Origin of the sequence: Pseudomonas sp. A2 (genome assembly GCF_023100865.1) — a bacterium.
Lineage (GTDB): Bacteria > Pseudomonadota > Gammaproteobacteria > Pseudomonadales > Pseudomonadaceae > Aquipseudomonas > Aquipseudomonas asiatica.
In genome coordinates this window covers 4797606-4821925 of sequence record NZ_CP039127.1, presented here as the reverse complement: position 1 = coordinate 4821925, position 24320 = coordinate 4797606, and the positions used below count along the sequence as shown (strand labels likewise).

Sequence of the window (24320 nt, the reverse complement as noted above, 5' to 3'; positions counted from 1 at the left end):
GCGGTCAGCCGCCCGTGGCCAATGACACAGGAGCATTCAGCATGAGTGTGACGTCGAAGGCGGCGCTGCCGCTGTTGGTGGCTGCCAGCCTGCTAGCGGGCTGCGCCACCCACAGCGATGGCAGCGCGCCGCTCAACCAGAGGACCTGGCCCATCTGCAGCCTGCTCGGCGGCCTGGTCGGTGGTGGCCTGGGTGCCATCGAAAGTTCGAGCTGGGCGGCTGGCGGCGGTGCCCTTGGCGCCATCGCCGGGGGCCTGATCTGTTACGCCCAGGATGGCGACGAAGATGGTGACGGTATTTTCGACCGTCGCGATCGTTGCCCAGATACCCCCGCCAACACTGCGGTCGACCACATGGGTTGCCCGTTGAAGGTGTACCCCGCATCACCGCCTGCCACTGAACCTGAACCCTCGCCGGAGGTGATCATTCTGGATGACAACGGCGCGGTGATGTTCGCCTTCGATTCCGCCGAGCTGACCCCTGCGGCCCAGCAGCGCCTGCAAGGCCTGGTGGCAAAACTCGATTCACCGACGGTGGCCAAGGTAAGCGTCATCGGGCATACCGATAACGTCGGCTCCGACAGCTACAACCAGGCACTTTCCGAACGCCGCGCCAGCAGCGTGGCCGTTTACCTGATTGGCCAAGGGCTGGAGGCGGGCAAGGTCACCAGCCAGGGGCGCGGCGAGAGTGAGCCGGTCACCGACAACGAAAGCGAGGAGGGCCGTGCCCGCAACCGACGAGTGGAACTGCACCTCAACTGAGTGGTGCTGGCGCCTGTCCGGGCATTGCAGTTAATGTTGGTCGCACGGCCCGCTCGAACGGGCCGTCTCGACATAACAACAATCCATGGGGGCGGGATATGAAGTTCATCCTGGGCTTGGGCAAGGTCCTGACTGTCGCTTTCTGGGGGGTGGTGCTGTTCAATCAGTTCATGCCACAACCCTTGCCCTTCAACCTGCTGATCAACGCCGCCGGCATCACCTTGCTGGGCCTGCACCTGCTTGAAGTGCTGTTCTTCAATGGCAGCTTGCGCGGCCGCAGCCACCGCTGGTTCGATCGTTTGCAGATCCTGTTGACGGGTATCTTCCATGTCATGTCCATCCCCCGTGTGCAGGAGGCGCCGCGAAATGCGTAATCTGATGTTATTGGCCATGTTGGCCGCTCCCCTGGCCCAGGCCGAAAGCCTGGAGGTCGCTGCCAATTCCATGCTGCGCCTGCCCGACAAGTCTGCCAGCGTGCACCTGGCACAGTTGCGTGTCGCCGATGCCGCAACCCTGCTGCTGCCTGCCACGCTCGCGGAATTGAAGGTTGACCAGCTGGAGCTGGGGCGCGATGCGCGTATCGCCATTGCACCTTCCGATAGCCCGTTGCTGATCGAGGCGCGCAGTGCGCGGCTGGGTGAGGGTAGCGAATTCAGTGCGCCGGGAGCGGCGGGTACTTACCAGCGGGGAGCCCGGTCAGGCCGCAGCCTGGACCTGAAACTGGCTGAAGTGGATGCCGAGCGCCTGGCCATCGATGCCCGTGGCGGTGCCGGTGCGCCGGGGTACGTGGGGCTGGATGGCGCCAACGGCCAGGCCGGTGGCTGCACCTGGGGCCAGGCCAGCCGCGGTGCCAACGGCGATGACGGCGGCAACGGGCACGATGGCGCGCCGGGTGGGCGCATCCGCCTGAGCGTGCCGCAGGGCTTCCCGCAGGAACGCATCGTGGTGCGCCTGGACGGCGGCGCACCGGGCAAGGCCGGGGCTGCTGGCAAGGCCGGCAAGGGCGGCGCTAGCAAGGGTTGCCTGGTTTACCGCACAGACGCCGGCGCCAACGGCCGGCCGGGGCAGCCGGGCCAACCTGGGTTGGCCGGCGCTGCAGGTGAGCTGATTCTGCAGCGCCTCTGAAGCCTTGCCGCGCCCCCCTGTAGGAGCGGCCTTGTGTCGCGATGGGCTGCGCAGCAGCCCCAAGATTTCAGCACCTTCGCACAAATTGCCGGGGCTGCTGCGCAGCCCATCGCGACACAAGGCCGCTCCTACAGGGGCCGAGCAGATCCTGTCAGAGCATCAGCCGCGAACTGGCCACGACTACCACCGCCAGACCGAGCAGCAGGTTGATCCCCACCATCCGCCGAATCCGTCCCAGCACTGCCGCACCTGCCGGCCAGTCCTCGGCCTGCACAGCCGCCCTCAACTCCGGCAGCAGCAGCGCCTGGATGCGCATGAACAGGGCAAACATGGCGATGCCCCCACCGATCATTACCTGCACATATTTCGGTGCAGTCTCGAAGCCGCTGAAGCGCATGTGCAACATGCCGATACCACTTATCGCCAAAATCGCCACGGCCAGCCAGACCCAACCGAAGAAGCGTCGGAAAACTTCCACCCACAAGCGCAGCCGGGCAGGCCCTTCAAGGGCTGCAACCGTTGCCGGGCGCAGCACCAGCCAGGCGAAGAACATGCCGCCGACCCACACCAGGGCGGCCAGGACATGCAGTGTGTAGGGCAGGGCAAAGGCAAGCATCCGGATCTCCATGCGGCATAAAGGGCAATAGCGGGGTATGATAGCCGCCCCATGCGAAACACTGAAAATATATCCAGCCCTCCGGGCGCCTGCAGACCATGATCAGCAACGAACTCAAAGCCACCATCCAGGGCGCCTATACGCGTTTTCTCGAAGCCAAGAGCCTCAAGCCGCGCTATGGCCAGCGCCTGATGATCGCCGAAGTGGCCAAGGTGCTCGGCGACATCGCCTGCGACGAAGAAGGCCGCCGTGCCGGCGAGCCTGCCGTGGTGGCAGTGGAGGCGGGCACCGGTACCGGCAAGACGGTGGCCTACAGCCTGGCTGCCATTCCGGCCGCCAAGGCCGCCGGCAAGCGTTTGGTGATCGCCACCGCCACCGTGGCGCTGCAGGAGCAGATCGTCTTCAAGGACCTGCCCGACCTGATGCGCAGCAGCGGGCTGAACTTCAGCTTCGCCCTGGCCAAGGGCCGTGGCCGCTACCTGTGCCTGTCCAAGCTCGACATCCTGCTGCAGGAGGGCCACGCCCAGTCGGCCACCGCCCAGCTGTTCGAGGAAGAAGGCTTTCACATCGAAGTCGACGAGCGCAGCCAGAAGCTGTTCAACAGCATGATCGAGAAGCTTGCCGGCAATCGCTGGGACGGTGACCGCGACAGCTGGCCCGAAGCCCTGGAAGACCAGGATTGGGCGCGCCTGACCACCGACCACAGCCAGTGTACCGGCCGTCATTGCCCGAACTTCCAGCAGTGCGTGTTCTACAAGGCCCGCGAAGGCATGGGCAAGGTCGACGTGATCGTCACCAACCACGACATGGTGCTGGCCGACCTGGCCCTGGGCGGCGGCGCGGTATTGCCCGACCCGCGCGACACCATGTACGTGTTCGACGAAGGCCACCACCTGCCGGATAAGGCTATCGGCCATTTCGCCCACTATTCGCGCCTGCGTTCCACTGCCGACTGGCTGGAGCAGACCGCCAAGAACCTGACCAAGCTGCTGGCCCAGCACCCGCTGCCCGGTGATCTGGGCAAGTACATCGAACAGGTGCCGGAGCTAGCGCGGGAAGTGCGCACCCAGCAGCAGTTCATGTTCACCCTGTGCGAGCAGGTTGCCGACTTCCGCCCCAGCGAGGACAACGAAGGCCGTGAGCGCCCGCGCTACCGCTTCGAAGGCGGCGTGGTGCCGGAGCAGATTCGCGAAGTGGGCATCGAGCTGAAAAAGGGCTTTGCTCGCCTCAACGACCTGTTCACCCGCCTGGCCGACCTGCTCAAGGAGGGCATGGACGGTGAGGTCAACATCGGCATCGCCAGCCATCAGGCCGAGGAGTGGTACCCGCTGTTCGGTAGCCTGGTCACCCGTGCCCAGGGCAACTGGGAACTGTGGACGGCCTTTACCGCCGAAGATCCGGAAGACAGCCCACCCATGGCCCGTTGGCTGACCCTGGCCGAGAGCGGTGCGCTGTTCGACATCGAAGTCAATGCCAGCCCCATCCTGGCCGCCGAAATGCTTCGCCGCAGCCTGTGGAGCGTGGCACATGGCGCACTGGTGACCTCGGCGACGCTGACTGCGCTGGGCAAGTTCGACCGCTTCCGCATGCGCTCGGGGTTGCCGCGTGACGCGGTCACCTGCGTGGTGCCCAGCCCGTTCGTGCATGGCGATGCCGGCCTGCTGCGGGTCCCCGACCTCAAGGCCGACCCGAGGGATGCGGCGGCGCATACCGCAGCGATCATCCGCGAACTGCCGAACATCGTCGAAGATGCCCGCGGCGCGCTGGTGCTGTTCTCCTCGCGCAAGCAGATGCAGGACGTGTTCGATGGCCTGGACCGTGACTGGCGCAAGCTAGTGCTGATCCAAGGCAACCTGTCCAAGCAGGAAACCCTGAACAAGCACAAGGCACGGGTCGACGACGGCCAGCACAGCGTGCTGTTCGGCCTGGCCAGCTTTGCCGAGGGTGTCGACCTGCCGGGTGCCTACTGCGAGCACGTGGTGATCGCCAAGATTCCCTTCGCCGTGCCCGACGACCCGGTCGAAGCGGCGTTGGCCGAGTGGATCGAGGCTCGCGGTGGCAACCCGTTCATGGAAATTGCCGTGCCCGACGCCTCGCTGCGGCTGATTCAGGCCTGTGGCCGCCTGCTGCGAACCGAACAGGATCGCGGTGTTATCACCTTGCTTGACCGGCGCCTGGTCACCCAGCGCTACGGCAAGGCTATTCTCAATGCGCTGCCGCCGTTCCGGCGGGAGATTTCCTGACCGCCGGAGCACACTTGCTCCGGCGCGTTGTCCATTACTCAGTCGTGGGCCATGAGGGCCCTGAAGGAGAGCCCCAGCCTTATGGTCCGCCGTACCCTGCCCGCCGTTTTTGCCCTGTTGTTCAGCTCGCCGTTGCTGGCTGGGCAGCAGACGCTTTTCAGCTTCGTGCGCCCGGCCTCGGTGGTCAATGTGGCGACCGAGGATGCCGGCATGCCGCAGTACAACGCGGAGCAGACGGCCGAAGGCGAAGTGTTGCGGCGCGTGGTGTTCAACCCGGCCCTGCGGCCGACCCTGCGCCTGAGCCCGCAAAGCGGTGTGTGGGACTGGTCCGGCGGTCAGTTCCTGACCTTGCGCCTGCAAAGCGCGATGGATTGGGCGCTGACCGTGGACGTGTTGGTGCAGGGCAGTGATGGGCGCACGTTGACCAGCCGCATCGACCTTCCGGCCGGTCCTGCACAAACCGTGATGGTACCGCTGACGGCCAGTTCGCCGTTGAGCCAAGGCATGCGCGCCGGCCCGCCCATGCCCTGGAACCATGGCGGCCAGCGCCTGCTGCTGACCAGCAGCGCCGGTGCGGTCGACCTCAAGCAGGTGACGTCGGTCAGCCTGAGTATCCCCAACCCCAAGGTGGCGCAGAACCTGCTGATCGAGCGGGTGGGCATTCAGGATGACGACCAGGCATACAAGGCGGCCTACCAGGAGCTGATCGATGCCTATGGCCAGTCCACCCGCGGCCATTGGCCAGAAAAGGTTACCAATGACGAGCAGCTCAAGGCGGCCGATGTACGCGAGCAGCAACAGCTCAAAGGCTGGCTGGCAGAGCGTGGCAAGCAGCAGCTGGACGCGTACGGCGGCCTGCTGGCCGGGCCGGCGTTCGAGGCCAAAGGCTTCTTCCGCACCGAAAAGCGTGACGGCCGCTGGTACCTGGTAACGCCCGAGGGGCATCCGTTCTATTCCCTGGGGGTGAATGCCGTCGCCGCGGATGGCGGGCGTACCTATGTCGCCGGGCGTGAGGGGATGTTCAAGGGGTTGCCGGTTGAGGGGGATGCACTGGCCGCATTCTATGGTGATGGCAACAACGACGATGGCAACCCCTCGTCGCAAGGGCGCAACTTCAAACAGGGGCGCTGGTTCGATTTCTATGCCGCCAACCTGCAGCGCACCTATGGCAAACCCTGCCCGCCCGCGGTAGAGGGGCAGCCGGCAAGCTGCCCACCATTGGCGCTGGATACCGCTCGCTGGCAGGCGCACGCGCTCGACCGCCTGCAGGCCTGGGGTTTCAATACGCTTGGCAACTGGAGCGAGCCGGCCCTCGGCCAGGCCAGGCGCATGCCGTACACCTTGCCATTGTCGATCGTGGGTGATTACGCCAGCATCAGTACCGGCATGGACTGGTGGGGCAGGATGCCCGACCCGTTCGACCCGCGTTTTGCCATGGCCACCGAGCGTGCCGTGGCCATTGCCGCCCGCGATCACCGTGACGACCCTTGGCTGATTGGCTATTTCGCCGACAACGAACTGGCCTGGGCGGCACCCGGTAGCGACCCCAAGGCGCGTTATGGCCTGGCCTACGGCACCTTGCGCCTGACTACCGATGTGCCGGCCAAGCGTGCCTTCCTCAAGCAATTGCGCGACAAGTACCGCAACCAGGAAGGGCTGTCCAAGGCCTGGGGCATCGAGCTGACTGCCTGGGAACTGATGGAAGATCCGGGCTTCGAGGCGCCGTTGCCCGACCCGGAGCACCCGGAAATCGAGCGTGACTACCAGTATTTCCAGCAAGTGTTTGCCGAAACCTACTTCAAGACCATTGCCGACTCGCTGAAATGGCATGCGCCCAATCACCTGCTGCTGGGTGGCCGCTATGCCGTCAGCACGCCAGAGGCGGTCAAGGCCTGCGCCGAGTTCTGCGATGTGCTCAGCTTCAACTTCTATACCCTGAAGCCGCAGGACGGCTACGACTTCACCCGCCTGGCCGAGCTGGACAAGCCGGTGTTGGTGTCCGAGTTCCAGTTCGGCTCGCGCGATCGCGGGCCGTTCTGGCCGGGGCCGCTGGAAGTGGCGCGGGAAGAAGACCGCGGCCCGGCCTACGGCAACTTCCTCAAGGCGGCCCTGGCGCAGCCGATGATCGTTGGCGCGCACTGGTTCCAGTACCTCGACCAGCCGGCCAGCGGCCGCCTGCTCGATGGCGAGAACGGTCACCTAGGGTTGGTGGCGATCACCGATATGCCATACCCGGGGTTTGTCGATGCCGTGCGCAAGAGCAACTTCCAGGCAATGAGCCAGCTGCGCGTCCAACTGGAAAAACCGGCGCCCTAGCCCAGGACGACGCGGTCTTTTTGTGGGAGCGGCCTTGCGTCGCGAAAGGACTGCGAAGCAGTCCCCTGAATTCAGCGGCGCTGCATAAATTGCCGGGGCTGCTGCGCAGCCCATCGCGACACAAGGCCGCTCCCACAGTGACCACCCAGCCCAAGCCAGTTTGCAAAACGCCAAACTACTGAAACAATGCACACCATTTTCGGAATTGGTCGTACGGAGAACAGCGGGTGCAGATCCAGGGTCACTATGAGCTGAAGTTCGAAGCAGTGCGCGAAGCCTTTGCCGCGCTGTTCGATGATCCCCAGGAGCGTGGTGCCGCGCTGTGCATCCAGGTTGGTGGCGAAACCGTGGTCGACCTGTGGGCCGGCAGTGCCGACAAGGACGGCCAGCAGGCCTGGCACAGCGATACCATCGCCAACCTGTTCTCCTGCACCAAGACCTTCACCGCTGTCACCGCCCTGCAACTGGTCGGCGAGGGCAAGCTGGCCCTTGATGCGCCGGTGGCCAACTACTGGCCCGAGTTCGCCCAGGCAGGCAAACAGGCGATTACCCTGCGCCAGCTGCTCAGCCACCGCGCCGGCTTGCCGGCCATCCGTGAGCTGCTGCCGGCCGAGGCACTGTATGACTGGCAGGCCATGGTCGATGCGCTGGCTGCCGAAACGCCCTGGTGGACACCCGGCACCGAGCATGGCTATGCCGCCATTACCTACGGCTGGCTGATCGGTGAGCTGATCCGCCGTGCCGACGGCCGTGGCCCCGGCGACTCGATCGTGGCCCGTACCGCTCGGCCGTTGGGGCTGGATTTTCATATCGGCCTGGCGGACGATGAGTTTCATCGCGTAGCGCATATCGCCCGTAGCAAGGGCAACGCCGGGGACGCTGCAGCTCAGCGCCTGCTGCAGGTGACCATGCGCGAGCCCGAGGCCCTGTCGACCCGCGCCTTCACCAACCCGCCGGCGATCCTGACCAGTACCAACAAGCCGGAGTGGCGGCGCATGCAGCAGCCAGCCGCCAACGGCCATGGCAATGCGCGCAGCCTGGCGGGCTTCTATGCCGGGCTGCTGGACGGTAGCCTGCTCGAATCAGAGCTGCTCGACGAACTCACCCGTGAGCACAGCCTCGGCCAGGATCGTACTCTGCTCACCCAGACCCGTTTTGGCCTGGGCTGCATGCTCGACCAGCCAGACGTGGCCAATGCCACGTTCGGCCTCGGGGCCCGCGCCTTCGGCCACCCAGGCGCCGGCGGCTCGGTTGGTTTCGCTGACCCGGAACACGATGTGGCCTTCGGTTTCGTGGTCAATACCCTTGGCCCTTATGTGCTCATGGACCCGCGAGCCCAGAAACTGGTACGCGTCCTTGCCAGTTGCCTTTGATCGGGTAATGCGGGTATTGCCCCAGCCCTTTGACTATCCTCAATGCCAACGCCTGAAGGGCGTAAGCAAAATTTCTTTCTATTTCATGGTGTATCGCTGATGTCTTCACACAAAACCTTAGCACTCGCCCTGTGCCTGACCGCCGTTACCGGCTGCGCCAGTCACCCCCAGGACGGCTCGAAGGACAGCGCCTCGAGCTGGTGGCCCTTCGGTTCGGACAAGGTTGCCGAGCAGGAAGTGAAGCAAGCCGTCACGGAAAATGTGGCCAAGGCCGACGCCAAGTCCGACAACGCCAGCCGTTGGTGGTGGCCGTTCGGCGGTGAAGAGAAGCAGGCCAAGGGGCCGGTGGTGCCGAAGGTCGACCAGAAGGCCACCCAGGCCTGGCTGGACGAGTACGAGCCAAAGCTGCGTGAGGCGATCAAGGGCAGCAAGCTGGAGCTGGAGCGTCGTGACAACGTGCTGGCCGTAACCATCCCGGTGGACAGTTCGTACAACCCCGATCGCCCGAACATGCTGCTGCCGATGACCCTGGGCCCGATCACCCGTGTGGCCAAGACTGTCGAAGGCGATGCCAAGACCGCCGTGCTGGTACTCGGCCATGCCGACAGTAGCGGTGTCGCTGCCGCCAACCAGAAGCTCAGCCTGGAGCGCGCCGCTTCGGTGTCGGCCATCTTCCGCCTCAGCGGCCTGCAGCGTGACCGTCTGAACCTCAAGGGCATGGGCTCGGAAATGCCGCGCGCCGCCAACGACAGTGCCGAGGGCCGTGCCCTGAACCGCCGTGTGGAAATGCTGTTGACCCCGCAGAACACCATGGTCGCCCTGCTGGCCAAGTACCAGCAAGCCGCCCCGGCGCGCGCGCCAATGGTGGCGGTGCAAGATGTCAAAGCACCTGCTGCCAAGCCTGCTGACAGCAAGCCGGCCACCAAGGCTGTGGCGAAGAAGGCTGTGACCAAAGCCAAGGCCAAGGCGCCAGCCAAGACCACGGCCAAGAAAAAAGCTGCACCGGCCAAGCCGGTTGCCAAGAAAGCTACCACTGAAAAGAAAGTAGCTGCCAACAGCCCTGCGAAGACCAACTGATTGTCAAGGAACGCAGCAATGACCCAATCCCTGGCCGATATGCGCCGCGACTACACCCGTGATGGCCTGGCCGAATCCCAGGCCCCGGGGGAGCCGTTCGCCCTGTTCCACCAGTGGTTCGCCGAAGCGGTGAAAACCGAGCAGGTGCCGGTGGAAGCCAACGCCATGACCTTGGCCACTGTCGACGGTGAAGGCCGCCCGCACTGCCGTATCTTGTTGCTGAAGGGGCTCGATGAGCGTGGCTTCACTTTCTTCACCAACTACGATAGTGCCAAGGGCCAGCAACTGCTGGTCAACCCTTTCGCCGCCATGACCTTCTTCTGGCCAGCGCTGGAGCGCCAGGTGCGCATCGAAGGGCGGGTGGAAAAGGTCACCCCCGAGGAGTCTGACGCCTACTACCAGGTGCGCCCGCTGGGTAGCCGCCTGGGGGCTTGGGCTTCGCCACAGAGCCAAGTGATTGCCGGTCGTGAGGAGCTGGAGGGGCTGGTCAAGGCCACTGAGGCGCGCTTTTCCGACACCCAGCCGCATTGCCCGGAACATTGGGGTGGGTATCGTTTGCTGCCTGAACGCATCGAGTTCTGGCAGGGGCGGGCCAGCCGCCTGCATGACCGACTGAACTACCGGCTGGTAGATGGGCAATGGCTGCGGGAGCGGTTGGCGCCCTGAGATTCCGGGGGCTGCGCAGCAGCCCCGGCACTCCATCAGGCTACCCAGGATACCCCGCAGCTTCCCGCTCCAGCCACCCCGCCAACTGCTTGCGCCCCACCTTCTCCACCCGCGCCTGCTCCAGCCTTTGCAGCATATACGCGCGTTTTTCCGGGTCCGACCCTGCCAGCGACAACGCCAGGTCACGGTCCATCCAGCGGCGCATGCGCACATACAGCCACCAGTGGAAATACAGCCCCGCAACGGTGGTGACCACGACGATGAAGTAATCCATGGCTATCCTTGGTCTCACTTGAAAGGCCTCGACACAGCCGTGCAGGCTGTCCCTTGGCTGAATGAAAACAATTTTATTACGTTTGTACCGTGACAGCCGTCAACGTGCAGCGTCTAATGAGCACCTGACTTATGGAGACCTTACCCATGCGTAAATCCGCTTTGCTGGTGGCGACCTTTACCACCATGTCGCTGTTGCTGGGTGGCTGTGCCTCGAGCCTGACCGGTGACAGCTACTCCCGTGATGAGGCCCGCCGCGTGCAAACCGTGCGCATGGGCACTATCGAGTCCCTGCGTCCGGTCAAGATCGAAGGCACCAAGACCCCGATCGGTGGCGGTGCTGGCGCCATCGTCGGTGGCGTGGCCGGGAGCGCCGTGGGTGGTGGCCGTGGCAGCATCGTCGCCGCCGTGATCGGTGCCGTTGCCGGTGGCCTGGCCGGTTCCGCCGCCGAAGAGGGCCTGACCCGTACCCAGGGTGTCGAAATCACCGTGCGTGAGGACGATGGCAGCATGCGTGCCTATGTGCAGGCCGTGCAGCAGAACGAGATCTTCCGCGTTGGCGACCGCGTGCGCATCATGACCGTCGATGGCACCAGCCGCGTCACGCACTGACCGTAGCCCAACAAGACAAAACCCCGACATGGCGCTCGCCAGTCGGGGTTTTTTCATGCTGCGGCCAGGTCAGCCGACGTTGGACTTGCGGCTGGCCATGGCGGTTACCGCATAGCCGATCACGGCGGCGAAGAACGAGCCGGTGAGAATACCCATGCGGTCCATCCCGGCGTAATCACTGCTGCCAGGCACAAAGGCGAGCGAGCCGACGAACAGGCTCATGGTGAAGCCGATACCGCAAAGTATCGCCACACCCAGCAATTGCCCCCAACTGGCGCCTGCAGGCAGCGCGGCCAGGCGCAGCTTGACCGCGACCCAGGTCAGGCCGAAGACACCCACGGTCTTGCCCAGCAGCAGCCCCACGGCGATGCCCAGTGGCACCGGGTGGGTGAAGCTTTCTACGGTCATGCCTGCCAGCGATACACCGGCGTTGGCGAAAGCGAACAGCGGCAGGATGGCGTAGGCAACCCAAGGATGCAGGGCGTGTTCCAGGGCGAGCAGTGGTGAGCGTTCGGCATGGCGCGTGCGCAGCGGGATGCACAGGGCCAGGGCGACGCCGGCCAGGGTGGCATGCACGCCGCTCTTGAGCACGCAGACCCACAGGATCAGGCCAACGACCATGTACGGCCCAAGCTTGACCACGCCAAGCCGATTCATCGACACCAGCAATACCAGGCAGGCGGCAGCCAGCAGCAGCGACATGCTCGACAGGGTGCCCGAGTAGAACAGGGCAATGACGATGATCGCACCCAGGTCGTCGATGATCGCCAGGGTCATCAGGAACAGTTTCAGCGACACCGGCACGCGCTTGCCCAGCAGGGCCAGTACGCCGAGGGCGAAGGCGATGTCGGTGGCTGTGGGGATAGCCCAGCCGGCTATGGCGGCAGGGTTGTCACGGTTGATGAACCAGTAGATCAGTGCCGGTATCACCATGCCGCCCACGGCGGCGGTGGCTGGCAGGATCACTTGGGAGGGCTTGGACAGGTGGCCGTCGACCACCTCGCGCTTGACCTCCAGGCCGATCAGCAGGAAGAACAGGGCCATCAGGCCGTCGTTGATCCAAAGTAACAGCGGTTTGGCGATGTGCAGCGCACCGACCTGAACGGCGACGGGAACGTCGAGCAGGCCGCTGTACAGGTAGGACAGCGGCGAGTTGTTGATTACCAGGGCCAGGATGGCCGCAGCGATCAGCAACAGGCCACTGGCGGCTTCGAGCTGGAAGAAGCGGGTGAACAGTCTACGCACGGGTTATAGGCTCTCCATGAGCAGTTGACAATGGAACGGGCGTACACCCTAGCCTTTGGCAATATGCTTTCAAACAAAAACCATATTCGTTTTTGTTATATGGTATTGCCGGCTGGGCTGCGGGAAAGCCTAGACGCAGATGGGGAAGGAGTTGGGAGGGGAAGTCTGATGTTTGTTGTGGATTTTTCTGATGTCTGCAGTGGCCCTTTCGCGGGTAAACCCGCTCCCACAGGTACTTCACAGTCTTCAATACCTGTGCAGTACCTGTGGGAGCGGGTTTACCCGCGAAGAGGCCCTGGCATGTAAAAGGCTCAGAGGCCGAGCATATCCCGCGCCACCGCCTCGGCGATGCGAATCCCATCGACACCCGCCGACAGGATCCCGCCCGCATACCCGGCCCCTTCACCCGCCGGGAACAGCCCCTTGAGGTTCAGGCTCTGGAAGTCCTCACCGCGAGTAATGCGCAGCGGCGAGGAGGTGCGGGTCTCGATCCCGGTCAGCACTGCATCATGCAGGTTGTAACCCTTGATCTGCCGGTCGAACGCTGGCAGCGCCTCGCGAATGGCTTCGATGGCGAAGTCCGGCAGGCTCGGCGCCAGGTCGCCCAAGGTCACGCCCGGTTTGTAGGACGGCTCGACACTGCCCAGTGCAGTCGACGGCCGGCCGGCGACGAAGTCACCCACCAGCTGTGCCGGGGCCTGGTAGTTGCTGCCGCCCATCACGTAGGCGTGGGCTTCCAGGCGTTCCTGCAGCTCGATGCCGGCCAGCGGGCCGCCCGGGTAATCGCGCTCGGGGTCGATGCCGACGACGATGCCGGAGTTGGCGTTGCGCTCGTTACGCGAGTACTGGCTCATGCCGTTGGTAACCACCCGACCTGGCTCGCTGGTTGCTGCGACCACGGTGCCGCCCGGGCACATGCAGAAGCTGTACACCGAGCGGCCATTCTTGGCGTGGTACACCAGTTTGTAGTCGGCGGCACCGAGTTTCGGGTGACCGGCGTACTTGCCCAGGCGAGCCTTGTCGATCAGCGTTTGCGGGTGCTCGATACGGAAGCCCACCGAGAACGGCTTGGCTTCCATGTACACGCCTTTGGCGTGCAGCATGCGGAAGGTGTCGCGAGCACTGTGGCCAAGCGCCAGCACCACATGGCGCGAGTGCAGCTGTTCGCCGCTCTCCAGCACCACGCCGGTCAGTTGCCCATCCTCGATCAGCAGGTCGGTGACCTTCTGCTGGAAGCGCACTTCGGCGCCGAGGGCAATCATGTCCTGACGCATCTGCTCGACCATGCCGGTGAGGCGGAAGGTGCCGATGTGCGGTTTGTTGATGTACAGGATCTCGTCCGGCGCACCGGCCTTGACGAACTCTTCCAGCACCTTGCGGCCGTGGTGCTGCGGGTCCTTGATCTGGCTGTACAGCTTGCCGTCGGAGAAGGTACCGGCGCCGCCTTCGCCGAACTGCACGTTGGACTCGGGGTTGAGCACGCTCTTGCGCCACAGGCCCCAGGTGTCCTTGGTGCGCTGACGTACTTCCTTGCCGCGCTCGAGGATGATCGGCTTGAAGCCCATCTGTGCCAGCAACAGGCCGGCGAAGATGCCGCACGGGCCGAAGCCGACCACGATCGGGCGCTCCTGCAGATCGGCAGGGGCCTTGCCGACGAACTTGTAGGTTACGTCTGGCGCCGGGCCGATATTGCGATCGTCGGCGAACTTGCTGAGCAGCTCGGCTTCGTTGCTGGCTTCCAGGTCGATGGTGTAGATGAACAGCAGTTCGCTGTTCTTCTTGCGCGCATCGTAGCTGCGCTTGAACAGGTTGAAGCTGAGCAGTTGCTCGTCGCGGATGCCCAGGCGCTGGACGATCGCTTCACGCAGGGCTTCGTCGGGATGGTCCAGGGGCAGCTTCAGTTCGGTGATTCGTAGCATGGCAGGGTCCAGTATCCCGGCCATGGGCGGCCGGCGGCTTTACACAAACCGCCAAGTATAAGCTGTTCGCCGCCCCGACTGGCAGGATAAAAGCGCCCGGCGATCAGTTGTCGCGTGCACCGCCATAGTAACCGCAGCCCAGCAGGGTCTTGCCGTCGATGCGCAGTTCGGCACGCAAGTGGTGGATGGCACCGGTGGCGGTGTCTACACAGCGTTGTGGCGCGACCCACAGCTCCACGTGCTGGCCGTTGGCTTCGCTGGTCAGGGTCAGGCCGCCGCCGGGCACTTCTTCTTCCAGAAAGGGCAGGGGCAGGGGGGCCTGGCCGACGCGGTTGAGCACCATGCCTTTGCCGCTGGCCTTGATGTCCCATTCCGGCTCATGGCCGTTGGCGCGCAGGGTCAGCTGCTTGAAGTTGGGGTCTTCACAGGCGCGGGTGGAAGGTTCCAGGCGGTACAGGCGGCGAACTTCAAGCTGGCCGTCGTTGTTGGCCTGTCTGCTGCCGGTGAGGCGGCCACGGACGTCGGCGAACAGTTTGTCGTTGGCGTCCTTGGCGAGGTTGGCGGCTTCCTGCAGGATGCCGGTTGCGGCGACGTCGCTGATCACGAAAGTGCGGTTTTCGCTACACGGCTTGAACAGCAGTTGGCCACCGCCGGCACGCAACTCGCCCTGCATGCGCGTAGTGCCGATGTTCGGGTCGCTGGGGGCGTCAGCCATGAGCTGGCAGCCGGCGAACAGGGGCAGCAGGGCGGTGAGCAGCAGGGTGGGGGTGAGGCGCATGGGGCGGGCTCCGGGGATCTTTGCCGTGAAAGCAGGCCACGTTACTCAGGCTGGCGCTGGATCACAAGTTAATGGTTGCCTGTGCCGGCGATAGGGCCAGTACAGGCAATACATTTCTGACAGGTAGAAAAAAGGGCCAGTAGATGGCCCTTTTCCCGGTCAACCCCCCAGGTACGCGTCGCGCACCTTCGGGTCGGTCAACAGTGCTTCCCCAGTACCCTGCATCACCACCCGGCCGTTCTCCAGCACATACGCCCGGTCAGCGATCTTCAGCGCCTGGTTGGCGTTCTGTTCCACCAGGAACACCGTCACGCCATCACGGCGTAGCTGTTCGATGATGTCGAAGATCTGCTGGATGATGATTGGCGCCAGACCCAGCGATGGCTCGTCGAGCAGCAGCAGCTTGGGCTTGCTCATCAGCGCCCGGCCAATGGCGAGCATCTGCTGCTCGCCACCGGACATGGTGCCGCCACGCTGGATATAACGCTCCTTCAGGCGCGGGAACAGCTGCAACACCTTGTCCAGCTGCTCCTGGTAATCGCCCTTGTCGGTGAAGAAGCCACCCATCGCCAGGTTTTCCTCGACGGTCAGGCGGGAGAACACGCGGCGGCCTTCCGGTACCACCGCGATGCTCTTGCGCATGATGTGCGAGGATGGCTGGCCGACCAGTTCTTCACCCAGGTACTTGATGCTGCCGCTGTGCGCCTGCGGCGAGCCGCAGAGGGTCATCAGCAAGGTCGACTTGCCGGCGCCGTTGGCGCCGATCAGGGTGACGATCTCGCCCTGGTTGATCTCCACATTGACGCTGTGCAGCGCCTGGATCTTGCCGTAGAAGGTGGAAACGTTCTCGAACTTCAGCATTTACGCTTCCCCCAGGTAGGCTTTGATCACATCAGGGTTGTCGCGGATCTCTTCCGGTGTGCCGTGGGCCAGGGGTGTGCCCTGGTTGATCACCACGATATGGTCGGAAATGCTCATCACCAGCTTCATGTCGTGCTCGATCAGCAGCACGGTGACGTTGTGCGACTCACGCAGGTAGGCGATCAGCGCCTTGAGGTCTTCGGTTTCCTTCGGGTTCAGGCCCGCAGCCGGTTCGTCGAGCATGATGATGCGCGGTTGGGTCATCATGCAGCGGGCGATTTCCAGGCGGCGCTGCTGCCCGTAGGCGAGGGTGCCGGCGGTACGGTTGGCGAACTCGGTCAGGTTGACCTTCTCCAGCCAGTACTGCGCGCGCTCCATGGCCTCCTTCTCGCTGCGGCGGAAGCTTGGGGTCTTGAACAGGCCGGCGAAGAAGTTGGTGTTGAGGTGGCGGTGCTGGGCGATCAGCAGGTTTTCCAGCGCGGTCATTTCCTTGAACAGGCGCACGTTCTGGAATGTCCGCACCACGCCCTTGCGGGCGATCTGATGCCCGGCCAGGCCCTGGATCGGCTGGCCATCGAGCAGGATGGTGCCGCCGCTGGGCTTGTAGAAGCCGGTCAGGCAGTTGAACACGGTGGTCTTGCCGGCGCCGTTCGGGCCGATCAGTGCCACCACCTGTTTTTCCTTGACGGTCAGGCCCACGCCGTTGACCGCCAACAAGCCGCCGAAGCGCATGCTCAGGCCGCTGACTTGCAGAATTTCGCGGCTCATCGACGCAGCTCCATGTGTGGACGTTGCATAGGCAGCAGGCCTTGCGGACGCCAGATCATCATCAACACCATCAGCGCACCGAACATCAGCATCCGGTATTCGCTGAACTCACGCATCAGCTCGGGCAGCAGGATCATCACGATGGCCGCGAGGATCACGCCCAGTTGTGAGCCCATGCCGCCGAGCACGACGATGGCGAGGATGATCGCCGACTCGATGAAGGTGAACGACTCCGGCGTCACCAGGCCCTGGCGCGCAGCGAAGAAGCTGCCGGCGAAACCGGCGAAGCAGGCGCCCAGGGTGAATGCCGACAGCTTGATCACGGTCGGGTTCAGGCCCAGAGCACGGCAGGCGATCTCGTCTTCGCGCAGGGCTTCCCAGGCGCGGCCGATCGGCATGCGCAGCAGGCGGTTGATCACGAACAGCGCCAACAGGGCCAGCAGCAGGGCCACCAGATAGAGGAAGATGACCTTGTTGATCGAGTTGTATTCCAGCCCGAAGAACTCATGGAAGGTCTGCATGCCTTCGGCGGCACGGCGTTCGAAGGTCAGGCCGAAGAACTCCGGCTTGGGAATGTTGCTGATGCCGTTGGGGCCGCCGGTCCAGTCGGTGAGGTTACGCAGGAACAGGCGGATGATCTCGCCGAAGCCGAGGGTCACGATCGCCAGGTAGTCACCGCGCAGGCGCAGCACCGGGAAGCCGAGCAGGAAACCGAAGGTAGCGGCCATGAGGCCGGCGATCGGCAGGCATACCCAGAAGCTCCAGCCCAAGTAGTGCGAGAGCATGGCGTAGCTGTAGGCACCGACGGCGTAGAAGCCGACGTAACCGAGGTCGAGCAGGCCTGCCAAACCGACCACGATGTTCAGGCCCAGGCCCAGCAACACGTAGATCAGGATCAGCGTGGCAATGTCGACCGCGCCGCGCGAGCCGAAGAACGGCCACACCAGTGCCGCGACGATCAGGCCCATGATCACGTAGCGCTGGGTTTTCGGCAGGGTCAGATAGTTGCTGACCGCCGGCGGGATCAGCTTGCGATCCGAGCGGCGGCCCATTACCGAGCTCCACTGCTTGTCGAACAGCACGCGCAGGAACATCAGCACCGAACACACTGCGATGATGCCGATGGTGAACGAACCTTGGCTGTGCACTACCAGGCTGATGCCATCGATGCTCAGTTTCAGGCCCAGTACCGGGAATGCCACGGCCCATACCAGCAAGGCGCTGAAGAACGCCTGTTTGAGATTTCTGTTCATACTTTTTCAACCTCCGGGCGGCCCAGGATGCCGGTCGGCCGGAATAGCAGGACGAGAACCAACAAGCCGAATGCCACAACGTCCTTGTACTGGTCGCCGAAGATATCGGCACCGAACGCTTCGGCCACGCCCAGCACCAGCCCGCCGAGCATGGCGCCCGGAATGCTGCCGATGCCACCCAGCACCGCCGCGGTGAAGGCCTTCAGGCCCACCAGGAAACCGGCGTTGGGGTTGATCACCCCGTACTGCATGCTCAGCAGCACGGCCGCCACCGCCGCCAGGGCGGCACCGATGACGAAGGTGAGGGCGATGATGTTGTTGGTGTTGATGCCCAGCAGGTTGGCCATCTTGATGTCCTCGGCGCAGGCGCGGCAGGCGCGGCCCAGGCGGGAACGGGAGATGAACAGGGTGAGGCAGGTCATGGCCACCAGGGTGACCACGAACACCAGGATCTGCATGTAGCTGATCAGTACTTCCTCGGCGCCGCCTGGCCCGAACGAGAAGCTTCCGGGGATCAGGTTGGGGATGGACTTGTCCTTGGAATCTTGCGACAGCAGGACGGTGTTCTGCAGGAAGATCGACATGCCGATGGCGGAAATCAGCGGGATCAGGCGGTTGCTGTTGCGCAGGGGGCGGTAGGCAACCCGTTCGATGCTGTAGCCATAGGCACTGGTGACGAAGATCGTCGCGACAAAGGCGACGGTCATCAGGACAGGCAGCGAATGGATACCCATCATGGCCAGGCCCGCCAGGGCGATGAAGGCCACGTAGGAACCGATCATGTACACCTCGCCGTGGGCGAAGTTGATCATGCCAATGATGCCGTACACCATCGTGTAGCCGATGGCGATCAAGGCATAGGTGCTGCCGATGGTCAATCCATTAACCAGTTGTTGGAAGAAATGGTAGATCTCAGGCATTACAGCGCTCCTAAAAACCTGATTTGCATTTCGCTGGCGGGGGTAGGCCAGGAAACCGCGGGTGACGGTTTTAAGATTTTCAGGTGAGCCCGCCCCCGGATCGCGGGGATCAGGCCCATGAACCTCGTAAAACAAAGCCCACTGCTCGCACAGTGGGCTTCTACGGTCAGCTATTAGTCACGCAGTTACTGAGGGGAGACTTCGGTCTTCGGCTTGCCGAAGTGCCATTCGTAGACCACGAACTTGAAGTCTTTCAGGTCGCCTTTGTCGTCGAACGACAGGTCACCGGTCGGGGTCTTGAAGGTACCTTCGTGGATGGCGGCTGCCACCTTGTCGGCATCTTCGGACTTGGCTTTCTTGATGCCCTGGGCGATCAGCTCGACAGCCGAGTAGGCCGGGAACACGAACGGGCCGCTTGGGTCCTTGCCGTCAGCCTTGATGGCGTCGACGATCTTCTTGTTCGCAGGGTCCGCGTCGAATGACTTCGGCAGGGTCACCAGCAGGCCTTCGGAGGCGTTCTGGGCGATCTGCGAGATGGAGTCGTTGCCCACGCCTTCCGGGCCCATGAACTTGGCTTTCAGGCCCTTTTCCTGAGCCTGGCGCAGGATCAGGCCCAGCTCTGGGTGGTAGCCGCCGTAGTAGACGAAGTCGACGTTGTTCTGCTTGAGCTTCTGGATGATCGAGGAGAAGTCCTTGTCACCGGCGTTCAGGCCTTCGAACACGGCAACCTTGGTGCCTTTGCCTTCCAGGGTCTGCTTGACCGCGGTGGCGATGCCTTCACCGTACTGTTGCTTGTCGTGCAGGACGGCGACAACCTTCGGCTTGACGTGGTCGGCGATGTAGTTGCCGGCAGCCGGGCCCTGGGCGCTGTCCAGACCGATGGTGCGGAAGATCAGCTTGTAGCCACGTGCGGTGATTTCCGGGGAGGTCGCGGCCGGGGTGATCATGATCACGCCTTCGTCTTCGTAGATGTCGGACGCAGGCTGGGTGGAGCTGGAGCACAGGTGACCGATGACGAACTTGACGCCGTCGTTGACCACTTTGTTGGCGACTGCAACGGCCTGTTTAGGGTCGCAGGCGTCGTCGTATTCCTTGGCTTCGAGCATCTTGCCATCCACGCCGCCCGCGGCGTTGATATCCTTGATGGCTTGCTTTGCGCCGATGAACTGCATGTCGCCGTACTGGGTCACAGGGCCGGTCTTAGGGCCTGCAATCCCGATCTTGATGGTATCGGCGGCAAACGAATGGCTGGCTACCCCTGCCAGAACCATTGCGGCGAACAGCTTGGAAATCTTGATCATAGTGCTCCACTCATTCTGTTGTAATTCTTATAGTCCTGGCGGCCAGGGCTACAGACCGGGCGGGATTTGCGGCGTGGCCATGCCAACGCGCAAGCCCACCTTCCCCCGGAACATGTCCCGGAACTGTACCGGTACAGTGTAGAGCGCTGTTCGAGCGCTTGAAAAGCGGTCGAAAAGTGCCTGCTTCCTGGGTTGTCGCATGGTCGACACAAAGATACAGAAAGGCGCCATCAAACTGCCTGCATCTGCGACCCCGCCCCACAAGTTCGGGATCAATCGACCAAATTACATATTTGAAACCGGGTTTTTCTGCAAAAATGCCGACCTTTTTTATTGGCCGATTTTTGCGGAAACCACCCATGACTGATCAAACAAGCACCCTCTATGCCAAATTGCTTGGCGAGACGGCAATCATCGAGTGGAAAGCACTGGAGCGTTTCTGGGCCAAGGGTGACCTGATTTGGGTCGACCCGAGCCTCGACCTGATTGCCGTTGCCGAGGCGATGGCCGAGAATCGCAGCGAGATCTTCGCCAAGTGGCGTAGTGATGGCACTGTTGGTCCGGTAACCGCCGAGCAAGCCCTGGACCTGCAAAGCCGCGATCCAGAGATCTGGGCGGTGGTGGTTTCGCCGTTCATCGTGATTCAGGCAAAGCGCCCGACAGAGGCATGATCGCTTTTGGTGCGCGAAAATGCGCAGCAGCCCCGTTTTGGTGCTTGAAGGCGCTCAAGGCGGGTAGAGGGAAGTAACAATTCGGCGTGGCGGTAACAGTTTACGGGATGCGTAATGGGGGGCTGCCTTGCAGCCCTTCGCGGGCATGCCCGCTCCCACAGGTCAGATGTTGCTCTTCAGACCAGCGCTGGTGCTGTGGGAGAGGGCGCGCCCGCGAAGGCCGCAAAGCGGCCCGGATCGATATCGAATTTGTCCGGAGTAATTGATGAACTCAAAACTACCTTCGCTTGGATTCGCCGGCATCGGGCTGATGGGCCTGCCCATGTGTCGGCGCCTGCTGGCAGCGGGTTACCCGCTGACGGTATGGAACCGCAGCCCGGACAAGTGCGCTGCACTGGTCGCGGCTGGCGCGCGCCTGGCCAGCAGCCCTGCCGAACTGTGCCGCGACAGCGACATGGTGCTGCTGTGCCTGGCCGACACGGCCGTGGTCCGCGAGGTGGTGTTCGGCGAGCAAGGCATTGCCCAGGGCGGACGCAGCGGCCAGTTACTGGTCGATTTCTCCAGCCTGGAGCCAACCGCCACTCGTGAAATGGCCGCCGAACTGGCAGCGCTGTGCGGCATGGCCTGGCTGGACGCGCCAGTGTCCGGGGGCACCCCCGGGGCCGAAGCCGGCACCCTGGCGATCATGGTCGGTGGCGAGGCAGCAGACCTGGAGCGTGCGCGCCCGGTACTGCAGGTACTTGGCCAGCGCGTGACGCATATGGGCGCGGTGGGCGCAGGCCAGGTGACCAAGGCCTGCAACCAGATGATCGTGGCCTGCAATGCTCTGGTAATCGCCGAAGTGGTTGCCTTGGCTGAACAGTCCGGTGTCGACGCGACGCTGATCGCCGAAGCGCTGGCGGGCGGTTTTGCCGACTCCAGACCGTTGCAGATCCTCGCTCCGCAAATGGCCGAGAGCCGCTTCGAGCCGATCAAGTGGCATGTGCGCACGCTGCTCAAGGACCTCGATGGCGCGGTCAAATTCTCCCGCGAGCAAGGCTCGGCGACGCCGCTCAGTGGCCTTGCCGCACAATTGATGCGCCTGCACGCAAGCCAGGGGTACCTGCAAAAGGATCCGGCGACTCTGGTTGAGCTGTATCGCAGCAAGGGCTGAACACGCCGCCCTTGTGCCGAACCCGCTCCAGTAGCGAGCGTAGTTCGGCCAGCGGCTCCGGGGGGGCCAGCAGGTAGCCCTGCAGGTAGTCGCAGCCGTGGGCTTGGAGAAACGCCAGCTGTTCGGCGGTTTCCACGCCCTCGCTGACCACCTGCAGATGCAGGGTATGCGCCATGACGATGATCGCCTGGACAATTTCGCGATCCTTCTGGCTGCCCGGCACATCCTGCAGGAAGCTGCGGTCGACCTTAAGCACGTCCAGCGGCAGGCGCTTGAGGTAGGCCAGCGACGAGTAGCCGGTGCCGAAGTCATCGATCGACAGCGCCACGCCCAGGGCGCGTATGCGCGTAAGCAGGTTTACCGTGCGCTGGATGTCACCCATCAAGGCGTTCTCGGTCACTTCCAGTTCCAGCTGTCGGGGTGCGAGCCCGGCGTGGAACAGCGCCTTTTCCACTTCGTTGGGCAGTTCGTCGTGGCTGAGGGTGACGGCCGAACAATTGACCGTGACCTTGAGGTTTCCATGACCGTGGCGCTGCAGATAGGCCAGGTCGGCGCAGGCGTGGCGCAGCACCCACAGATCGAGGTCGATGATCAGCCCGTTGGCCTCTGCGATGGCGACAAAACGATCGGGCCCGAGCAGGCCGTGTTGCGGGTGTTGCCAGCGCACCAGGGCCTCCAGTTTGGCCACTTGCCTGCTGCGCAGGTCGAAGATCGGCTGGTAGTGCACGCATAGCCCATGCTCCTCGAGCAGCGCCACCCGCAGTTCCTCTTCCAGTTGCAGAGCAATCGAGGCCTGGGTCTTCAGGCTGTCGTTGAAGAAGTTCAGGCTGTTGCGCCCGTTACCCTTGGACTGGTACAGGGCAAGGTCTGCATGCTTGAGCAGCTCTTCGGCGGTGGTGCCGTCGTCGGGGAAGATGCTGATGCCGATGCTGGTGGTCATGACCATGCGCCGGCCGCCCAGGTTTATGGGCTCTTTCATCCTCTGCATGATGCGCTGGGCCAGGTGGCGGGCTTCGTCGCGGTTGGTGAGGCTGGTGACCACGCAGAACTCGTCGCCGCCCAGGCGTGCGACCAGGTCGCGGTTTCGGGTGGCGGCCTTGATGTGTCCGGCGATCACTTTGAGCAGCTCGTCGCCGGCGTCGTGACCGAGGCTGTCGTTTATGCGCTTGAAATGGTCGATGTCGAGGAACATCACCGCCAGGTGGCTTTCCGTGGCCTGGTGCTCGGCCAGGCGTTCGGCGAACACCTGGTTGAAACCGCGGCGGTTGACCAGGTTGGTCAGGGCGTCGTAGTGCGCGGCCTGCTGCAGCGAAGCGCGGGCCTGGTCCAGTTGGCTGAGCAGCACGCTGACCCGGCGCAGGTCGTGCTCCTTGCTTTGCAGCTTCTTGTCGGCCAGTGCGGTACTGATGCTGGCAGCACTGATCAGCATGGTGATGAAGCCGATGCCCAGCGCCAGTTGCAGGCTGTTGTCGCCAGACGGCAGGCGCAGGGCGGTGTCGGCCGGGATGACCAGGGTCATGGCCGACATCGCGGTGAAGTGGGTGGCAACGATACCACCAGCCATCAGCAGGCTGGCGCCGTACTTCATGGCCTGGTGCAAGGTACCGCTGCCCTGCCGGAAGTAGCGGGCCAGGTATAGCGCGGTCAGGCTGGTGAGCAGGGCAATGGTGGCAGAGGCCAGCAGCAGGCCGGTCTGGTAGTACTGGCGGGCACCGGTTTCCAGGGCGGCCATGCCTACGAAGTGCATCAGGATGATGCCCAGGCCGATCAGTACTGCACTTCGCAGGTAATGGATTGTGCGCATCTGGCTGCGGTCGAGGCTGTGCATGGCCAGCCAGGCGACGGCCAGTGCAATGAGCAGCGAAAGGATGGTCAGGGACGCGTCGTAGTGCACTTCCACTGGCGCCTGGAAGGCCAGCATGCTGATGAAATGCATGGCCCAGATACCTCCTGCCAGGCAGCAGGCACCAAGCATGTTCCATTGTCGGTGGGCGGTGGGCGGTGGGGTCTTCGCTGTGGGATTGTCGCTCGGCCATGTCCAGCGTGGCGAAGCAGGCCGCACAGGCGACGAGGTAGGCAAGCAGAACCAGGAACGGTTCATGCCGGCAATCGATGACGATGCGCCCGGTTGCCGGCAGGTCGGCGAACAGTTGCAGCCCAAGCCATTCCATGGAATGCCTCATGATCGAGTTTTCACTCGTCTGCGCTAAACCCTGTGCAGACTGTCCAGAGGCAGTATAGGAAGAGGTGTTTAAGCCTTCCTGACTAATGGCACATTGATTCCTACGATTTGGTTATGGAATCAATCGCCGCCAAGAATATCGGCTCGCATTTTGTAGGAGCGGCCTTGTGTCGCGATGGGCTGCGCAGCAGCCCCAGATTTCTGCAC

21 protein-coding genes and 1 pseudogene are annotated in these 24320 nt (G+C 63.4%); 11 read left to right on the top strand and 11 right to left on the bottom strand.

Features of this window, described 5'->3' with window-relative positions:
• The first annotated feature begins 41 nt into the window (after nt 1-41).
• The 3 genes from E5221_RS22370 to E5221_RS22360 all read left to right on the top strand — a co-directional run bounded on the left by E5221_RS22370 (nt 42) and on the right by E5221_RS22360 (nt 1886).
• On the top strand, nt 42-761 hold the full coding sequence (locus E5221_RS22370; protein WP_061550341.1) for an OmpA family protein: 720 nt from the start codon (nt 42-44) through the stop codon (nt 759-761).
• A 98-nt stretch (nt 762-859) separates the two neighbouring features.
• Nucleotides 860-1135 (top strand): DUF1145 domain-containing protein, encoded by a 276-nt coding sequence (locus tag E5221_RS22365; RefSeq protein ID WP_013973933.1) that lies wholly within the window; start codon nt 860-862, stop codon nt 1133-1135.
• The gene (locus E5221_RS22360) at nt 1128-1886 is read left to right on the top strand and encodes a hypothetical protein (protein ID WP_024087646.1); all 759 of its coding nucleotides are present in this window, start codon (nt 1128-1130) and stop codon (nt 1884-1886) included. Before E5221_RS22365 ends, E5221_RS22360 begins: the two co-directional genes overlap by 8 nt.
• 151 nt (nt 1887-2037) lie before the next feature.
• Here E5221_RS22360 and E5221_RS22355 read toward each other — a convergent pair whose 3' ends face one another.
• Nucleotides 2038-2502, bottom strand: a complete 465-nt coding sequence (locus E5221_RS22355; RefSeq protein WP_061550340.1) for a CopD family protein — start codon at nt 2500-2502, stop codon at nt 2038-2040.
• 98 nt (nt 2503-2600) lie between these two features.
• Here E5221_RS22355 and dinG point away from each other — a divergent pair, with 98 nt between their 5' ends.
• The 5 genes from dinG (at nt 2601) to pdxH (ending at nt 10177) form a co-directional block, all read left to right on the top strand.
• Nucleotides 2601-4745, top strand: a complete 2145-nt coding sequence (dinG, locus tag E5221_RS22350) for an ATP-dependent DNA helicase DinG (RefSeq protein ID WP_013973931.1) — start codon at nt 2601-2603, stop codon at nt 4743-4745.
• 81 nt (nt 4746-4826) lie between these two features.
• Nucleotides 4827-7061 carry a beta-galactosidase gene (locus E5221_RS22345; RefSeq protein WP_247846472.1) on the top strand — a complete coding sequence of 745 codons (2235 nt, stop codon included), beginning with the start codon at nt 4827-4829 and terminating at the stop codon, nt 7059-7061.
• Nucleotides 7062-7288: 227 nt separating this feature from the next.
• Nucleotides 7289-8434 carry a serine hydrolase domain-containing protein gene (locus E5221_RS22340; RefSeq protein ID WP_182329056.1) on the top strand — a complete coding sequence of 382 codons (1146 nt, stop codon included), beginning with the start codon at nt 7289-7291 and terminating at the stop codon, nt 8432-8434.
• A 99-nt stretch (nt 8435-8533) separates the two neighbouring features.
• On the top strand, nt 8534-9511 hold the full coding sequence (locus tag E5221_RS22335) for an OmpA family protein (RefSeq protein WP_182329057.1): 978 nt from the start codon (nt 8534-8536) through the stop codon (nt 9509-9511).
• 18 nt (nt 9512-9529) lie between these two features.
• Nucleotides 9530-10177, top strand: a complete 648-nt coding sequence (gene pdxH, locus E5221_RS22330) for a pyridoxamine 5'-phosphate oxidase (RefSeq protein WP_013973927.1) — start codon at nt 9530-9532, stop codon at nt 10175-10177.
• 40 nt (nt 10178-10217) lie between these two features.
• Here the strand turns inward: pdxH and E5221_RS22325 are convergent, their stop codons facing one another.
• A complete protein-coding gene (locus E5221_RS22325) occupies nt 10218-10451 on the bottom strand; it encodes a hypothetical protein (RefSeq protein WP_013973926.1) in 234 nt (77 codons plus the stop codon).
• Between the two features lie 146 nt (nt 10452-10597).
• Here E5221_RS22325 and E5221_RS22320 point away from each other — a divergent pair, with 146 nt between their 5' ends.
• Entirely contained in the window at nt 10598-11062 is a 465-nt protein-coding gene (locus tag E5221_RS22320) for a glycine zipper 2TM domain-containing protein (RefSeq protein WP_013973925.1), read from the top strand.
• A gap of 69 nt (nt 11063-11131) precedes the next feature.
• On the opposite strand, the gene nhaA is transcribed toward E5221_RS22320, so the two are convergent.
• From nhaA to E5221_RS22280, 8 genes are all read right to left on the bottom strand, one after another.
• On the bottom strand, nt 11132-12307 hold the full coding sequence (nhaA, locus tag E5221_RS22315; RefSeq protein WP_123084198.1) for a Na+/H+ antiporter NhaA: 1176 nt from the start codon (nt 12305-12307) through the stop codon (nt 11132-11134).
• Between the two features lie 311 nt (nt 12308-12618).
• Nucleotides 12619-14226 (bottom strand): NAD(P)/FAD-dependent oxidoreductase, encoded by a 1608-nt coding sequence (locus E5221_RS22310; RefSeq protein ID WP_015271531.1) that lies wholly within the window; start codon nt 14224-14226, stop codon nt 12619-12621.
• 103 nt (nt 14227-14329) lie between these two features.
• Nucleotides 14330-15004 carry a hypothetical protein gene (locus E5221_RS22305; protein WP_247846470.1) on the bottom strand — a complete coding sequence of 225 codons (675 nt, stop codon included), beginning with the start codon at nt 15002-15004 and terminating at the stop codon, nt 14330-14332.
• Between the two features lie 159 nt (nt 15005-15163).
• Nucleotides 15164-15865, bottom strand: coding sequence for an ATP-binding cassette domain-containing protein (locus E5221_RS22300; protein ID WP_013973921.1), 702 nt, complete (start codon nt 15863-15865; stop codon nt 15164-15166).
• Nucleotides 15866-16633 (bottom strand): high-affinity branched-chain amino acid ABC transporter ATP-binding protein LivG, encoded by a 768-nt coding sequence (livG, locus tag E5221_RS22295; protein WP_013973920.1) that lies wholly within the window; start codon nt 16631-16633, stop codon nt 15866-15868. It lies immediately after the preceding gene.
• Nucleotides 16630-17886: a high-affinity branched-chain amino acid ABC transporter permease LivM gene (locus E5221_RS22290; RefSeq protein ID WP_015271529.1), complete on the bottom strand. Its 1257-nt coding sequence runs from the start codon at nt 17884-17886 to the stop codon at nt 16630-16632. Before E5221_RS22290 ends, livG begins: the two co-directional genes overlap by 4 nt.
• Nucleotides 17883-18806: a high-affinity branched-chain amino acid ABC transporter permease LivH gene (gene livH / locus E5221_RS22285; protein ID WP_013973918.1), complete on the bottom strand. Its 924-nt coding sequence runs from the start codon at nt 18804-18806 to the stop codon at nt 17883-17885. Before livH ends, E5221_RS22290 begins: the two co-directional genes overlap by 4 nt.
• A 185-nt stretch (nt 18807-18991) precedes the next feature.
• Nucleotides 18992-20107: a branched-chain amino acid ABC transporter substrate-binding protein gene (locus E5221_RS22280; protein ID WP_015271528.1), complete on the bottom strand. Its 1116-nt coding sequence runs from the start codon at nt 20105-20107 to the stop codon at nt 18992-18994.
• Between the two features lie 359 nt (nt 20108-20466).
• Here E5221_RS22280 and E5221_RS22275 point away from each other — a divergent pair, with 359 nt between their 5' ends.
• On the top strand, nt 20467-20778 hold the full coding sequence (locus E5221_RS22275) for a DUF2288 domain-containing protein (RefSeq protein WP_003258939.1): 312 nt from the start codon (nt 20467-20469) through the stop codon (nt 20776-20778).
• A 265-nt stretch (nt 20779-21043) separates the two neighbouring features.
• Nucleotides 21044-21931, top strand: a complete 888-nt coding sequence (locus E5221_RS22270) for an NAD(P)-dependent oxidoreductase (protein ID WP_003258940.1) — start codon at nt 21044-21046, stop codon at nt 21929-21931.
• On the opposite strand, the pseudogene E5221_RS22265 reads toward E5221_RS22270, so the two are convergent.
• Nucleotides 21831-24102: pseudogene (locus tag E5221_RS22265) on the bottom strand (bifunctional diguanylate cyclase/phosphodiesterase). The gene E5221_RS22270 and the pseudogene E5221_RS22265 sit on opposite strands and share 101 nt — an antisense overlap.
• Between the last annotated feature and the right edge of the window lie 218 nt (nt 24103-24320).

What these genes read in the sequence shown, in the direction of transcription:
- E5221_RS22370 (WP_061550341.1), top strand. Translation starts at nt 42, where the DNA reads ATGAGTGTGACGTCGAAGGCGGCGCTGCCGCTGTTGGTGGCTGCCAGC.
- E5221_RS22365 (WP_013973933.1), top strand. Translation starts at nt 860, where the DNA reads ATGAAGTTCATCCTGGGCTTGGGCAAGGTCCTGACTGTCGCTTTCTGG.
- E5221_RS22360 (WP_024087646.1), top strand. Translation starts at nt 1,128, where the DNA reads ATGCGTAATCTGATGTTATTGGCCATGTTGGCCGCTCCCCTGGCCCAG.
- E5221_RS22355 (WP_061550340.1), bottom strand. Translation starts at nt 2,502, where the DNA reads ATGCTTGCCTTTGCCCTGCCCTACACACTGCATGTCCTGGCCGCCCTG.
- dinG (WP_013973931.1), top strand. Translation starts at nt 2,601, where the DNA reads ATGATCAGCAACGAACTCAAAGCCACCATCCAGGGCGCCTATACGCGT.
- E5221_RS22345 (WP_247846472.1), top strand. Translation starts at nt 4,827, where the DNA reads ATGGTCCGCCGTACCCTGCCCGCCGTTTTTGCCCTGTTGTTCAGCTCG.
- E5221_RS22335 (WP_182329057.1), top strand. Translation starts at nt 8,534, where the DNA reads ATGTCTTCACACAAAACCTTAGCACTCGCCCTGTGCCTGACCGCCGTT.
- pdxH (WP_013973927.1), top strand. Translation starts at nt 9,530, where the DNA reads ATGACCCAATCCCTGGCCGATATGCGCCGCGACTACACCCGTGATGGC.
- E5221_RS22325 (WP_013973926.1), bottom strand. Translation starts at nt 10,451, where the DNA reads ATGGATTACTTCATCGTCGTGGTCACCACCGTTGCGGGGCTGTATTTC.
- E5221_RS22320 (WP_013973925.1), top strand. Translation starts at nt 10,598, where the DNA reads ATGCGTAAATCCGCTTTGCTGGTGGCGACCTTTACCACCATGTCGCTG.
- E5221_RS22310 (WP_015271531.1), bottom strand. Translation starts at nt 14,226, where the DNA reads ATGCTACGAATCACCGAACTGAAGCTGCCCCTGGACCATCCCGACGAA.
- E5221_RS22305 (WP_247846470.1), bottom strand. Translation starts at nt 15,004, where the DNA reads ATGCGCCTCACCCCCACCCTGCTGCTCACCGCCCTGCTGCCCCTGTTC.
- E5221_RS22300 (WP_013973921.1), bottom strand. Translation starts at nt 15,865, where the DNA reads ATGCTGAAGTTCGAGAACGTTTCCACCTTCTACGGCAAGATCCAGGCG.
- livG (WP_013973920.1), bottom strand. Translation starts at nt 16,633, where the DNA reads ATGAGCCGCGAAATTCTGCAAGTCAGCGGCCTGAGCATGCGCTTCGGC.
- E5221_RS22290 (WP_015271529.1), bottom strand. Translation starts at nt 17,886, where the DNA reads ATGAACAGAAATCTCAAACAGGCGTTCTTCAGCGCCTTGCTGGTATGG.
- livH (WP_013973918.1), bottom strand. Translation starts at nt 18,806, where the DNA reads ATGCCTGAGATCTACCATTTCTTCCAACAACTGGTTAATGGATTGACC.
- E5221_RS22280 (WP_015271528.1), bottom strand. Translation starts at nt 20,107, where the DNA reads ATGATCAAGATTTCCAAGCTGTTCGCCGCAATGGTTCTGGCAGGGGTA.
- E5221_RS22275 (WP_003258939.1), top strand. Translation starts at nt 20,467, where the DNA reads ATGACTGATCAAACAAGCACCCTCTATGCCAAATTGCTTGGCGAGACG.
- E5221_RS22270 (WP_003258940.1), top strand. Translation starts at nt 21,044, where the DNA reads ATGAACTCAAAACTACCTTCGCTTGGATTCGCCGGCATCGGGCTGATG.